Source organism: Microbulbifer mixtoriginis (SeqCode), assembly GCF_052466865.1.
Genome location: NZ_CP174293.1, coordinates 807,860 through 822,512, shown reverse-complemented (window position 1 = coordinate 822,512; position 14,653 = coordinate 807,860). Strand labels below are relative to the sequence as shown.

The window sequence follows — 14,653 nt, the reverse complement described above, 5'->3', positions numbered from 1 at the left end:
ATGAACTAAAGAACGTCCTTTCTCGCAACCCCGAGGGCGGGCGAAAAGGAGCGCGAATTCTACGGGGCGTGCAAGAGGCTGTCAACTGTACAGCATGATCAAATTTCAATCGGCTCAAACTACAATGGAGTACCTTAAGTAAATTGAGGGTAAAGACATGACTATTGCTGCGAGATTAAGTCAATACTTGAATGACCAGTCAGTTGACTACCACCTAATACAGCATCCCCACACACGCACCAGTCGAGAGAGCGCCCACGCTGCTCATGTGCGCGAAGACCAAGTAGCCAAGGCAATCCTGTTGCGCGATAAGGAGGGGTTCGTGATGGCGGTAATACCCGCCAGCAGCAGCCTGGATCTACGCGCAGTGCACACTGAAACCGGCCGCAACGACCTGGAGATGGTTGCAGAAAATGAGCTGGGGTCAGTCTTCCCAGACTGCGAGCTGGGCGCCCTACCCCCTGTCGGCCAGGCTTATGGCATTACTACCCTGATAGACAGCGGGCTCAACCGCTGTGAGACGATCTTTTTTGAGGCGGGTGACCACGAAGAACTGGTAGAAATGAATGGACCACAATTCAATAAACTGTTTGCCGGGTGTCGAAGCGCTGATCTTAGTAAGGACTGGCCATAAGCAACCCTAGAAGCAGAAGGATTTGAAATATCAGCCTGAATAAGGCGCCACAAAGAAATGTAATCCTGTGGTGCTGCTCAAGCCAGAGCCACAGGATTCTGACCAGCAAACACCGCCTTCCACTAACCTATCCATTAGATAAGTACCCTACCCAGCGACTAGGCTATACCAGCAAATCGATGGGCACAGGGATATTTGTTTTAACCACCCTAAATATTTCTACAAAACACAAAACAAATACATACCCTGAAGAGGTTTTAGTTTGCAAAGCAGGACACCTACGCTACTTAAAGCCCTGCAGAGCCACAATGAGAACACAGCAAATGCTAACGCTCAAAGAGCCATACACAAAATAAAACAACCCCCAATTTAACTCTCTCCAATACGCTATCGCGAATAAATATCTCTCAAATAAAGCCCTTATAAACCTTTATCAAATTGCACAACTACAGCAACGCTCATCATAAATTACGAGGCTAAACTTGAACCTCTCTGACAACTTTTTTTACGGTTTTTCTTTGCAAACACTTATCCATAAAACCCTCCCAAGTAGCCAATTAAAATAAACACTTAACAGGCTGTATTGGCGAGAAAAAACAAAAAAATATCAGGCAAAAAAAAACCGCAGCGCGTCCGCTGCGGTTTTTTATTTAGATCAAAAGTAACTATTACTCAATGATCTTGGCAACAACGCCCGCACCTACGGTACGACCACCTTCGCGGATAGCGAAGCGCAGGCCGTCTTCCATGGCGATCGGAGCGATCAGGGTAACAACCATTTGAATGTTGTCGCCCGGCATTACCATTTCAGTGCCTTCCGGCAGCTCAACCGCACCAGTTACGTCAGTAGTACGGAAGTAGAACTGAGGACGGTAGCCTTTAAAGAACGGGGTGTGACGACCACCTTCGTCCTTGGACAGGATGTACACTTCCGCTTCGAACTTGGTGTGCGGAGTGATGGAGCCCGGCTTAGCCAGTACCTGACCACGCTCTACTTCGTCACGCTTGGTGCCACGCAGCAGCGCACCGATGTTCTCACCAGCACGACCTTCGTCGAGCAGCTTGCGGAACATTTCAACACCAGTACAGGTGGTGGTGGTGGTTTCTTTAATACCAACGATCTCAACTTCGTCGCCAGTGTTGATTACACCACGCTCTACACGACCAGTTACTACGGTACCACGGCCAGAGATAGAGAATACGTCTTCGATCGGCATCAGGAACGGCTGATCTACTGCACGCTCCGGCTCAGGGATGTACTCGTCCAGAGTTTCTACCAGCTTCTTAACAGCGGTAGTACCCATTTCGTTGTCGTCTTCGCCGTTCAGGGCCATCAGAGCGGAACCAACGATGATCGGAGTGTCGTCACCTGGGAACTCGTACTGGTCCAGAAGTTCGCGAACTTCCATTTCTACCAGCTCGAGCAGCTCTTCGTCGTCTACCATGTCCGCTTTGTTCAGGAATACAACGATGTAAGGTACACCTACCTGACGGGAAAGCAGGATGTGCTCACGAGTCTGCGGCATGGGGCCGTCAGCAGCGGAACATACCAGGATAGCGCCATCCATCTGAGCGGCACCGGTGATCATGTTCTTAACGTAGTCGGCGTGTCCCGGGCAGTCTACGTGCGCGTAGTGGCGAGTCGGGGACTCGTACTCAACGTGAGAAGTAGCGATGGTGATACCGCGCTCACGCTCTTCCGGAGCATTGTCGATACCGTCGAAAGCAACAGCGTCACCGCCCCATACTTCCGCACATACGCGGGTCAGAGCAGCGGTCAGGGTGGTTTTACCGTGGTCAACGTGACCGATGGTGCCCACGTTCACGTGGGGCTTGGAACGTTCAAATTTTTCTTTTGCCATCTTTAGATGTCCTCTAGCTAAAAGTTTGCCAAAGGGGCCCCAGCTGTTGGCCCAGCCCCCTTTAAGCAGAAGTTAATTAGGCTTTGTTCTTGGCGATGATCTCATCGGCAACGTTTTTCGGCGCTTCGGCGTACTTCAGGAATTCCATGGTGTAGGTAGCACGGCCCTGAGTAGCAGAACGCAGGTCGGTTGCGTAACCGAACATCTCTGCCAGAGGCACTTCTGCGTTTACCACCTTACCAGCGGGGTTGTCTTCCATACCCTGGATAAGGCCGCGACGACGGTTGAGGTCGCCAACTACGTCACCCATGTTCTCTTCTGGAGTTACTACTTCCACCTTCATCATCGGCTCAAGCAATACCGCGCCGCCCACAGAGGAGAGCTTCTTGGTCGCCATAGAACCGGCGATTTTAAACGCCATTTCACTGGAGTCCACATCGTGGTAGGAACCGTCATACAGAGTCGCTTTCAGGCCTAGCAGCGGGTAGCCAGCCAGAACACCGTTTTGCATCTGCTCTTCGATACCTTTTGATACCGCAGGGATATATTCCTTAGGTACTGCACCGCCCACGATTTCGTTAACGAATTCCAGGCCTTCTGCGGACTCATCCTCAGCGGGCTCGAATTTCACCCAAACGTGACCGAACTGACCGCGACCACCGGACTGACGAACGAACTTACCTTCGATCTCAGAGGTGTTACGGATCGCTTCGCGGTAGGCCACCTGAGGCTTACCGATGTTCGCTTCTACATTGAACTCGCGACGCATACGGTCGACGATGATGTCCAGGTGCAGCTCACCCATACCAGAGATAATGGTCTGGCCAGTTTCTTCGTCGGTCTTCACGCGGAAAGACGGGTCTTCCTGGGCCAGCTTGCCGAGGGCAATACCCATTTTTTCCTGGTCCGGCTTGGACTTGGGCTCAACCGCTACGGAGATTACCGGCTCTGGGAATTCCATGCGCTCCAGAACAATTTTGTTGCTCTCGGCACACAAGGTGTCACCAGTGGTCACGTCTTTCAGACCAATCGCAGCTGCGATGTCACCCGCCAGTACTTCTTTAATCTCTTTACGATCGTTGGAGTGCATCTGCACCATACGACCAACGCGCTCTTTCTTCATTTTTACGGAGTTGTATACCGCAGTACCGCTCTCCAGCTTACCGGAGTAAACGCGGAAGAAAGTCAGAGTACCAACGAAGGGGTCGGTAGCAATTTTGAACGCCAGAGCGGCGAACGGAGCGTCATCGTCGGCTTCGCGAGTCTCAACGGTTTCGCCGTCTTCCAGAGTACCTTCTATCGCCTTTACTTCAGTCGGCGCCGGCAGGTATTCGATAACCGCGTCCAGCATGGCCTGCACGCCCTTGTTCTTGAACGCAGAGCCGCCCAGAACCGGTACGATTTCATTGGCCAGGGTACGCTGACGGATAGCTGCCTTGATCTCTTCTTCGGTCAGCTCACCCTCTTCCAGGTACTTTTCCATCAGCTCTTCGCTGGCTTCAGCGGCCGCTTCTACCAGGTACTCGCGCATTTCGTCGCACTCGTCCTGCAGCTCAGCGGGGATATCAGCGTAGTCGAAGGTCATGCCCTGATCGGCTTCATTCCACAGAATGGCCTTCATTTTCACCAGGTCAACAACACCCTTAAACTCGTCCTCAGCACCGATGGTCATTTGCAGCGGTACGGCGTTCGCGTTCAAACGATCTTTCAGCTGGTCCACAACGTTGCGGAAGTTCGCACCGGCGCGGTCCATTTTGTTCACGAATACCATACGCGGCACGTGGTATTTGTTGGCCTGGCGCCAAACGGTTTCAGTTTGCGGCTGAACACCAGAGGAACCACACAGTACAACAACCGCGCCGTCGAGTACGCGCAAGGAGCGCTCTACTTCAATGGTAAAGTCAACGTGTCCTGGGGTGTCGATGATGTTTACGCGGTGCTGATCGAACTGCTGCTGCATGCCAGCCCAGAAACAGGTGGTTGCAGCGGAGGTGATGGTAATACCACGCTCCTGTTCCTGTTCCATCCAGTCCATGGTTGCGGCGCCTTCGTGCACCTCACCAATTTTGTGGGACAGACCAGTGTAGAAAAGTACGCGCTCAGTAGTGGTGGTTTTACCGGCGTCTACGTGGGCACAGATACCGATGTTACGGTAGCGTGCGATAGGCGTTTTACGTGCCACAGTTGTATCCTCGATATAACGGCAAAAGGCAGCCTGGAAATTTCCGTGCTGCCTTTCGGTATTAATTTCCGATGTTGGTAATCATCAGACTTAGAAGCGGTAGTGAGAGAACGCCTTGTTGGCTTCCGCCATGCGGTGTACATCTTCACGCTTCTTGACCGCGCCGCCCTTGTTCTGAGCTGCATCGATCATTTCATTGGCCAGGCGCTGAGCCATAGACTTCTCGCCGCGTTTGCGGGAGAACTCTACCAGCCAACGCATTGCCAGAGCCGTACGGCGCGAGGGGCGCACTTCTACAGGCACCTGATAGGTCGCACCACCAACACGGCGGGATTTAACTTCCACCATAGGCGCGATGTTTTCCAAAGACTCTTCAAACACTTCGATCGGGTCTTTGTTCAATTTTTCAGAAATAGTATCAAGGGCACCGTATACAATGCGCTCTGCTACTGATTTCTTGCCGCTGATCATGACGTGGTTCATGAACTTGGCTAGGGTGACGTTCCCGAACTTGGGGTCGGGCAGTACTTCGCGCTTAGCGACTACTCGTCTTCTCGGCATGGGAATTGCCTCTCTTCAGGGTTATTCTGAGACGCCGCCGTAAAACCTTACAATCCGGCGAGCTCAGCCTTACTCCGGTTGGAAACCGAAACGCAAATCGTTAAAGGCGATTAACCTTTAGGACGCTTGGCGCCGTATTTAGAACGGCCCTGCTTGCGATCGTTTACGCCAGCACAGTCAAGTGCACCGCGTACAGTGTGGTAGCGCACACCCGGCAGGTCTTTTACACGACCGCCGCGAATCAGTACCACGCTGTGCTCCTGCAGGTTGTGGCCTTCACCACCGATGTACGAAGTTACTTCGTAACCGTTGGTCAGACGCACACGGCAAACCTTGCGCAGTGCGGAGTTCGGCTTTTTCGGTGTAGTGGTGTACACGCGAGTGCAAACTCCACGACGCTGCGGGCTAGCCTGCAGAGCGGGAACGTCGCTTTTTTCGACTTTGCGTTTTCTCGGCTTACGAACCAACTGGTTGATCGTTGCCATTAAAAATCACTCCAAAAATAAAATGCCACCACCTCTAAAAGTGAGGGCCTGTCGTCTGTGTGTAGCGCCGACCCAGAGGTCGAACGAAACACCCCACATCAGCGGGGGCCGCATTCTATAAGCGACAACCCGCCTAGTCAATCGGCGACAGAAGTAAGTGCTTACATCACAGACAGTCGCCAATATCAGATCGAGCACCGAAGTGCCCCGACCTACCCCACTCCACCAACAGATAGAGTGGGATACGCCTTATTCGCCAGAGGACTTGAGGGCCTCGGTCAGTGCCGCTTCTACCTCTGCTGCAGAAGGACCTTCGCCGAAGGTTTCTTCCAGCTGCAGGTTGCGCTTGCGCTTGCGTTCTGCGTGGTAGGCCAGACCGGTACCGGCCGGAATCAAGCGGCCCACAACCACGTTCTCTTTCAAACCGCGCAGGCTATCTTCTTTACCGGTTACCGCCGCCTCGGTCAGAACGCGGGTAGTCTCCTGGAACGAAGCCGCAGACAGGAAGGACTCAGTGGCCAGAGACGCTTTGGTAATACCCAGCAACAGGCGCTCGAACTGAGCGGGCTGTTTGCCTTCGGCGCGCAACTGCTCGTTCTCTTCGATCACGCGCTGGTATTCCACCTGGTCGCCCTTAATTAAGCTGGAATCGCCCATCTCGAGGATTTCCACCTTGCGCAGCATCTGGCGCACGATAGTCTCGATGTGCTTATCGTTAATACCTACACCCTGGAGACGGTAAACTTCCTGGATCTCGTTAGTGATGTAGCGCGCAAGTTCTTCCACACCTTTCAGACGCAGAATATCGTGCGGGTTGGACGGGCCATCGGAGATAACCTCGCCCTTCTCTACAGTTTCACCTTCGAACACAGTCAGCTGGCGGTGTTTCGGAATCAGAACCTCGTAGTGGTCCTTACCGTTGGCCAGTGGCTTGCCGTCGCGCGGGGTGATCTGCAGACGCACCTTGCCTTTGGTCTCTTTACCGAAGGAAACGGTACCGGAGATTTCCGCCAGGATGGACGGCTCTTTCGGCTTACGCGCTTCGAACAGGTCGGCAACGCGGGGCAGACCACCGGTGATGTCCTTGGTACCGCCAGATTCCTGCGGGATACGTGCGATTACGTCACCCACGTTCACCTTGTCACCATTCTTCAGGCTGAGAATCGCACGCGCCGGCAATGCGTAGTGCGCAGGCGCATTACTGTTGGCCAGAGTCAGTTCTTCGCCATTCTCATCCAACAGAGTTACCGCCGGACGCAGGTCTTTACCTGCCGCCGGACGCTCGGCTGGATCGATAATTTCGATCGAGGACAGACCGGTAATTTCATCGGTCTGCTTGCGGATGGAGAGCCCCTCTTCCATACCGGACAGTTTCACCCAACCAGCAACTTCGGTGATGATCGGGTGGGTGTGCGGATCCCACTTGGCCACAATCTGGCCACCATCAACCTCAGCACCCTCATAGACACTGATTACAGCACCGTAAGGCAGCTTGTAGCGCTCGCGCTCGCGCCCAGCGCTATCGGCAATCGCCAATTCACCGGAGCGGGAAACCGCTACCAAGTTGCCAGCTTCAGTCTTAACGGTCTTCACATTGTGCAGACGGACGGTACCGCCCAGCTTCACCTGGATGCTGTCTGCAGCAGAGGCGCGGCTCGCAGCACCACCGATGTGGAAGGTACGCATGGTCAGCTGGGTACCCGGCTCACCGATGGACTGTGCGGCAACAACGCCCACAGATTCACCCGGGTTGGCGCGGTGGCCTCGGGCCAGGTCACGGCCGTAACACTGGGCACAGATACCGTGTGCAGTAGTACAGGTGATCGGGGAGCGAACCAGAACCTCATCGATACCCATGGCTTCGATGCGCTCTACCCACTTCTCGTCGATCATGGTGCCGGCGGAAACGGCGATTTCATCGCTGCCGGGCTTCAATACATCGCGAGCCACAACACGACCGAGGATACGGTCACCGAGAGATTCGATAACGTCACCGCCCTCGATCACCGGCGCCATGGTCAGGCCGTCGTCAGTGCCACAATCCAGTTCGGTAATTACCACGTCCTGAGCAACGTCCACCAGGCGACGGGTCAGATAACCGGAGTTCGCGGTTTTCAGTGCGGTATCCGCCAGACCTTTACGAGCACCGTGGGTCGAGATGAAGTACTGCTGTACGGTCAGACCTTCACGGAAGTTTGCGGTAATGGCGTTCTCGATAATGGAGCCGTCTGGACGGGCCATCAGACCACGCATACCAGCGAGCTGACGAATCTGTGCTTCGGAGCCCCGTGCACCGGAGTCTGCATACATGAAAACAGAGTTGAAAGAATCCTGCTGGGTCTCTTTGCCCTCTCGGTCAATCACCCTCTCTTTCTTAATGCCCGCCATCATCGCCTGGGTCACCTTATCGTTGGTACGGGACCAAACATCGATGACCTTGTTGTATTTTTCACCCTGCGTTACCAGACCGGAGGCAAACTGGCTTTCAATTTCCTTCACTTCCGCTTCCGCGGATTCGATCAACTGAGCTTTCTCGGCCGGGATTTCGAAGTCGTTCACACCAATGGAGGAACCGGACTTGGTAGAGAAATCAAAACCGGTGTACATCAGCTGGTCGGCGAAGATAACGGTCGCCTTCAGGCCCACCTTGCGGTAGCACTCGTTCAGTACACGGGAAATAGACTTCTTCTTCATCGGCTGGTTAACCAGCTCGAAGGGCAGGCCTTCCGGAACGATATTCCACAGCAGCGCGCGGCCTACAGTGGTGTCCTGTACAGAGATGGTTTCGTGTTTCTCACCATCTTCACCCACGATATTTTCGCGGATACGCACTTTAACCTTCGCCTGTAAGCCAACCTGCCTGGCATAAAAGGCACGGCTCACCTCTTTGATATCGGAGAAGGACATACCCTCGCCTTTATCGTTGACGCGCTCTCGGGTCATCCAGTACAGGCCCAGTACCACGTCCTGGGACGGTACGATGATCGGCTCACCATTGGCGGGCGACAGGATGTTGTTGGTGGACATCATCAGCGCGCGGGATTCCAGCTGCGCTTCGATGGTCAAAGGTACGTGTACCGCCATCTGGTCGCCGTCGAAGTCGGCGTTATAGGCAGCACAAACCAGCGGATGTAGCTGGATCGCTTTACCTTCAATCAGTACCGGCTCGAACGCCTGAATACCCAGACGGTGCAGGGTCGGTGCACGGTTAAGTAGTACCGGGTGCTCGCGGATCACCTCGTCGAGGATATCCCAAACGATGGCCTCTTCGCGCTCCACCATTTTCTTGGCGGCTTTGATGGTAGTGGCCAGCCCGCGAGTTTCGAGCTTGCCGAAAATAAACGGTTTGAACAGCTCCAGAGCCATTTTCTTGGGCAGACCACACTGGTGCAGGCGCAGGGTCGGGCCAACCACGATCACGGAACGACCGGAGTAGTCCACACGCTTACCCAGCAGGTTCTGACGGAAGCGGCCCTGCTTACCTTTAATCATGTCAGCCAGGGACTTCAGCGGGCGCTTGTTGGAGCCGGTGATAGCGCGGCCGCGACGGCCGTTATCCAACAGTGCATCCACAGATTCCTGCAGCATGCGCTTTTCGTTACGCACGATAATATCCGGCGCATTCAACTCGAGCAGACGCTTCAGACGGTTGTTACGGTTGATCACACGACGGTAAAGATCGTTCAGATCGGAGGTCGCGAAGCGGCCACCATCCAGCGGTACCAGCGGACGCAGATCCGGTGGCAGAACCGGCAGAGCTTTCATTACCATCCACTCCGGGTTGTTACCGGATTTGTAGAAGGCTTCCAGCAGCTTCAGGCGCTTGGACAGTTTCTTGATCTTGGTTTCGGAATTGGTCGCTGGGATCTCTTCCCGCAGGCGCTGGATCTCAACCGGCAGTTCAATATCTGCCATCAATTCCTGGATAGCCTCGGCACCCATTTTCGCTTCAAACTCATCGGCGAACTCTTCCATCGCCTCAAAGTACTGCTCATCGTTCAGTAGCTGGCCGCGCTCCAGGGTGGTCATGCCGGGCTCGGTTACCACGTAGGACTCGAAGTACAGCACGCGCTCGATATCGCGCAGGGTCATGTCCAGCAACAGGCCGATACGGGACGGCAGGGATTTCAGGAACCAGATGTGCGCAACCGGGCTGGCCAGTTCAATGTGGCCCATACGCTCACGGCGCACCTTGGCTTTGGTGACCTCAACGCCGCACTTCTCACAGATAATACCGCGGTGCTTCATGCGCTTGTACTTACCGCACAAGCACTCGTAGTCTTTTACCGGGCCGAAGATCTTGGCGCAGAACAAGCCTTCACGCTCAGGCTTGAAGGTACGGTAGTTGATGGTCTCCGGCTTCTTCACTTCGCCGTAGGACCAGGAGCGGATCATGTCCGGCGAGGCCAGACCGATACGAATCGCATCAAACTCTTCCAGGTGCTCCTGGGACTTCACCAGATTTAATAAATCTTTCAAGGCCTTTCCTCCACTAGGGGGTAGTCAACCCGGCCGTTACGCCGGGCCGGGCGGGCCGGCAACCCCACTGCTTCCAGGGTGCCGGCGCTTGTCTCAATTCACCTGCGAACAGGCTTTTGCACCAATCGGTCTTACTCGTGCTCGAGCTCGAAGTTCATACCGAGAGAGCGGATTTCCTTAACCAGTACGTTGAAGGACTCCGGCATGCCAGGCTCCATACGGTGGTCGGAATCCACGATGTTTTTGTACATCTTGGTCCGCCCTTCCACGTCGTCTGATTTGACCGTGAGCATTTCCTGCAGGGTGTATGCAGCGCCGTAAGCTTCCAGCGCCCACACTTCCATCTCCCCGAAGCGCTGACCACCGAACTGGGCTTTACCACCCAGCGGCTGCTGGGTAACCAAGCTGTAGGAACCGGTAGAACGCGCGTGCATCTTGTCGTCCACCAGGTGGTTCAGCTTCAGCATGTACATGTAGCCCACGGTAACCGGACGCTCGAAAGCATCACCGGTACGACCGTCGTGCAGAGTGATCTGGCCGGAATCCGGGATATCGGCGAGGCGCAGCAATTGCTTGATCTCGCTCTCATCGGCACCGTCGAATACCGGGGTCGCCATGGGTACACCGCGACGCAGGTTCTGCGCCATGGTCATGACTTCCTGATCGGAGAACTGATCCAGTTCTTCCTTGCGACCGCCTGTGGAGTTGTAGACCTCTTCCAGGAATCCGCGCACCTTGGCGACTTCCTGCTGTTCCTTGATCATCTTGTCGATTTTTACGCCAAGACCTTTAGCAGCCATACCCAGGTGCATTTCCAGAACCTGACCAACGTTCATCCGCGAGGGAACACCCAGTGGGTTCAGAACGATATCTACCGGCTCACCGTTTTGGTCGTAAGGCATATCCTCAACGGGCTTGATCACGGAGATCACACCCTTGTTACCGTGGCGACCGGCCATCTTGTCGCCCGGCTGGATACGGCGTTTGATCGCCAGGTAGACCTTGACGATTTTCAATACGCCCGGAGCCAGGTCATCGCCGGACTCCAGTTTTTTCTTCTTGTCTTCGAAGGCTTCGTCGAGCAGCTTGCGACGCTCTTTCAGCTGTACTTCTGCCTTCTCCAGCTGCTCGTTGAGACCCTCGTCTTCCATGCGCAGCTTGAACCAGTCTTCACGCGGCAGAGCGGCGAGTACTTCAGTGGTGAGCTCCTGGCCCTTGCTGATACCTTTACCACCGGCAGCCTTCTGGCCCAGCAGTGCTTGCTGCAGACGCTCAAAGGTAGCGCCTTCAACAATGCGGTACTCTTCGTTCAGGTCCTTGCGAACCTCGTCCAGCTGCGCCTTCTCGATATCGATGGAACGCTGATCTTTCTGCAGGCCGTCACGGGTGAACACCTGAACATCGATCACGGTACCGCGGGTGCCACTGGGCGCGCGCAGGGAAGTGTCTTTAACGTCGGAAGCTTTTTCACCGAAGATTGCACGCAGCAGCTTCTCTTCTGGGGTCAGCTGTGCTTCGCCTTTAGGAGTCACCTTACCGACCAGGATATCGCCGGCACCTACTTCCGCACCGATATATACAATGCCGGACTCGTCCAACTTATTCAGCGCAGACTCACCCACATTGGGGATATCCGCAGTGATCTCCTCACTACCCAGTTTGGTATCTCGGGCAATACAGGTCAGTTCCTGGATGTGAATAGTGGTGAAGCGGTCTTCCTGTACAACGCGCTCACTAATGAGGATGGAGTCCTCAAAGTTGTAACCATTCCAGGGCATAAAGGCGATGCGCATATTCTGGCCAAGAGCCAGCTCACCCAGATCTACAGAAGGACCATCGGCGAGGATATCGCCGCGGGTTACGCGATCACCAGTGTTAACAATCGGGCGCTGATTGATACAGGTATTCTGGTTGGAGCGGATGTATTTGGTCAGGTTATAAATATCTACACCTGCATCACCGGCTTCCACCTCAGCGTCCGCCACGCGGACTACCACACGGCTGGAATCAACACGCTCAATCACACCGCCACGCTTGGCTACCACACATACCCCGGAGTCGCGCGCTACTGTGCGCTCCATACCGGTGCCTACTAGCGGCTTTTCAGCACGCAGGGTCGGTACCGCCTGACGCTGCATGTTCGAGCCCATCAATGCACGGTTGGCGTCATCGTGCTCAAGGAACGGGATCATCGCCGCAGCGACAGAAACCACCTGCTTGGCAGAAACATCCATATACTGGATTTCACCCGGTGCCTTCAGGGTAAATTCGCCATGGTGACGCACGCTGATCAGGTCATCAATGAAGTTGCCGTTGTCATCTACTTCCGCAGACGCCTGGGCAATAATGTAATTTGCTTCATTGATCGCTGACAGGTAAGCGATTTCGTCGGTTACCTTGCCATCAACCACTTTGCGATAAGCACTCTCGAGGAAACCGTAGTGGTTAGCGCGAGCGTAAGTGGCCAGGGAGTTGATCAGACCGATGTTCGGTCCTTCCGGTGTCTCAATCGGACATACGCGGCCGTAGTGCGTCGGGTGCACGTCGCGCACCTCAAAGCCAGCGCGCTCACGGGTCAAACCACCTGGGCCCAGTGCGGAAACACGACGCTTGTGAGTTACTTCCGACAGCGGGTTGTTCTGGTCCATAAACTGGGACAGCTGCGAGGAACCGAAGAATTCCTTCACTGCAGCAGCTACCGGCTTGGCATTGATCAGGTCCTGCGGCATCAGGCCTTCGGACTCCGCCATGGACAGGCGCTCTTTGACCGCGCGCTCCACACGTACCAGACCAACGCGGAACTGGTTCTCGGCCATCTCACCAACGGAGCGCACGCGGCGGTTCCCCAGGTGATCGATATCGTCCACCATGCCCTGGCCGTTACGGATATCGATCAAGGTCTTCAGTACATCGACGATATCTTCTTTGCTCAGGGTACCTTCGCCGGTCTCGTCTTCACGGCCCAGGCGACGATTGAACTTCATGCGACCAACGGCGGACAGATCGTAGCGCTCGTCGGTGAAGAACAGGTTTTCAAACAGGGATTCCGCAGATTCCTTGGTGGGCGGCTCGCCTGGGCGCATCATGCGGTAGATCTCTACCAGCGCTTCCAGCTGAGTGCGGGAAGGCTCTGCACGCAGGGTATCGGAGATAAACGGCCCACGGTCTAGATCATTGGTGTACAGCGTTTCGAAAGTCTTAATATTGAGTGTGCGTAACTGGGCGATTACTTCAGCGGTAATCTCAGCATTACACTCAACTGCAATTTCACCAGTAGACTCATCGACAATATCGTGAGCCAGAATACGGCCAAACAGGTATTCCAGTGGCGCGTCCAGCTTTTCTACGCCGGCTTTCTCCAGCTGGCGAATATGACGCGGGGTGATACGACGCCCCTCTTCCACAATCACCTTGCCCTGGCCATCTTTAATATCAAAAGAGGCCACGTCACCGCGCAAGCGGGAGGGAATCAGTTCCAGGCTAACGCGGTCTTCCTGCAGCTCAAACTTGCTGGTCTCGAAGAACATCTCCAGCATTTCCTGGGAGCTATATCCCAGTGCACGCAACAGAATTGTCGCAGGCAGTTTGCGGCGGCGGTCGATACGAACGAATACCAAGTCCTTTGGATCGAATTCGAAGTCCAGCCAGGAGCCACGATAAGGAATTACACGCGCGGCGTACAGCAGCTTACCGGAGGAATGGGTCTTGCCTTTGTCGTGATCGAAAAATACACCCGGGGAACGGTGTAGCTGGGATACGATAACACGCTCAGTACCATTAATTACAAAGGTACCGTTGTCGGTCATGAGCGGGATTTCGCCCATGTAAACTTCCTGCTCTTTGATGTCCTTAATGGACTTATTCGCAGACTCTTTATCGTAAATAATCAGGCGCACACGTACACGCAGCGGACAGGCGTAGGTCACGCCGCGCAGAGTACATTCCTTAACATCGAAAGCGGGCTTACCCAGTGTGTAGCTCACGTACTCCAGAGCGGCATTGCCTGAATAGCTAACAATCGGAAATACGGATTTAAACGCCGCCTGCAGGCCGACATCTAAGCGATCGTCGGGGCGCTTGTCGGCCTGTGTAAAATTGCGATATGAATCCAGCTGTATCGCAAGCAGGAAGGGCACATCCATGACCTTAGGCAGTTTGCCAAAATCCTTGCGGATACGTTTTTTCTCAGTATATGAGTAAGCCATTCAAATTCCCCAGCTTGATCAGTGACAAGACTTCGTGGGACTCCATTCGGGAGCCCCTCCGGGCGAGAAGCCTCTGAACAACACAGATTGCCTGTGCTGTTCAGAAACCTCTCCGCTTGCTTTCGGGCAGCGCAACTGCGCTATGTTTAAATGAGGTTTGCCACGGTTTTATACCGCCGGCACCGCTAAAACCTCAGTACCGCAAACGGCAAAAAGGCCGGCGGACAAAAGTCCACCAGCCTTAC

7 protein-coding genes are annotated in these 14,653 nt (G+C 54.6%); 1 reads left to right on the top strand and 6 read right to left on the bottom strand.

The window, feature by feature from the left end; translation table 11 throughout:
* Window positions 1-157 precede the first annotated feature (157 nt).
* The gene (locus ACJJJA_RS03635) at window positions 158-634 is read left to right on the top strand and encodes an aminoacyl-tRNA deacylase (protein WP_444903761.1); all 477 of its coding nucleotides are present in this window, start codon (window positions 158-160) and stop codon (window positions 632-634) included.
* A 668-nt stretch (window positions 635-1,302) separates the two neighbouring features.
* Here ACJJJA_RS03635 and tuf read toward each other — a convergent pair.
* From tuf to rpoB, 6 genes are all read right to left on the bottom strand, one after another.
* Entirely contained in the window at window positions 1,303-2,496 is a 1,194-nt protein-coding gene (tuf, locus tag ACJJJA_RS03630; protein WP_252084404.1) for an elongation factor Tu, read from the bottom strand.
* A gap of 76 nt (window positions 2,497-2,572) precedes the next feature.
* Window positions 2,573-4,678 (bottom strand): elongation factor G, encoded by a 2,106-nt coding sequence (gene fusA, locus ACJJJA_RS03625; RefSeq protein ID WP_444883680.1) that lies wholly within the window; start codon window positions 4,676-4,678, stop codon window positions 2,573-2,575.
* Window positions 4,679-4,768: 90 nt separating this feature from the next.
* On the bottom strand, window positions 4,769-5,239 hold the full coding sequence (gene rpsG, locus ACJJJA_RS03620) for a 30S ribosomal protein S7 (RefSeq protein ID WP_143729448.1): 471 nt from the start codon (window positions 5,237-5,239) through the stop codon (window positions 4,769-4,771).
* Window positions 5,240-5,349: 110 nt separating this feature from the next.
* The gene (gene rpsL / locus ACJJJA_RS03615; protein ID WP_067150990.1) at window positions 5,350-5,724 is read right to left on the bottom strand and encodes a 30S ribosomal protein S12; all 375 of its coding nucleotides are present in this window, start codon (window positions 5,722-5,724) and stop codon (window positions 5,350-5,352) included.
* A gap of 249 nt (window positions 5,725-5,973) precedes the next feature.
* Complete coding sequence (gene rpoC, locus ACJJJA_RS03610; protein WP_444903760.1) at window positions 5,974-10,203, bottom strand: DNA-directed RNA polymerase subunit beta'; 4,230 nt, start codon at window positions 10,201-10,203, stop codon at window positions 5,974-5,976.
* A gap of 131 nt (window positions 10,204-10,334) precedes the next feature.
* Window positions 10,335-14,408 carry a DNA-directed RNA polymerase subunit beta gene (gene rpoB / locus ACJJJA_RS03605; RefSeq protein ID WP_444903759.1) on the bottom strand — a complete coding sequence of 1,358 codons (4,074 nt, stop codon included), beginning with the start codon at window positions 14,406-14,408 and terminating at the stop codon, window positions 10,335-10,337.
* Window positions 14,409-14,653: the final 245 nt, after the last annotated feature.

What these genes read in the sequence shown, in the direction of transcription:
- rpsG (WP_143729448.1), bottom strand. Translation starts at nt 5,239, where the DNA reads ATGCCGAGAAGACGAGTAGTCGCTAAGCGCGAAGTACTGCCCGACCCC.
- tuf (WP_252084404.1), bottom strand. Translation starts at nt 2,496, where the DNA reads ATGGCAAAAGAAAAATTTGAACGTTCCAAGCCCCACGTGAACGTGGGC.
- rpoB (WP_444903759.1), bottom strand. Translation starts at nt 14,408, where the DNA reads ATGGCTTACTCATATACTGAGAAAAAACGTATCCGCAAGGATTTTGGC.
- rpsL (WP_067150990.1), bottom strand. Translation starts at nt 5,724, where the DNA reads ATGGCAACGATCAACCAGTTGGTTCGTAAGCCGAGAAAACGCAAAGTC.
- ACJJJA_RS03635 (WP_444903761.1), top strand. Translation starts at nt 158, where the DNA reads ATGACTATTGCTGCGAGATTAAGTCAATACTTGAATGACCAGTCAGTT.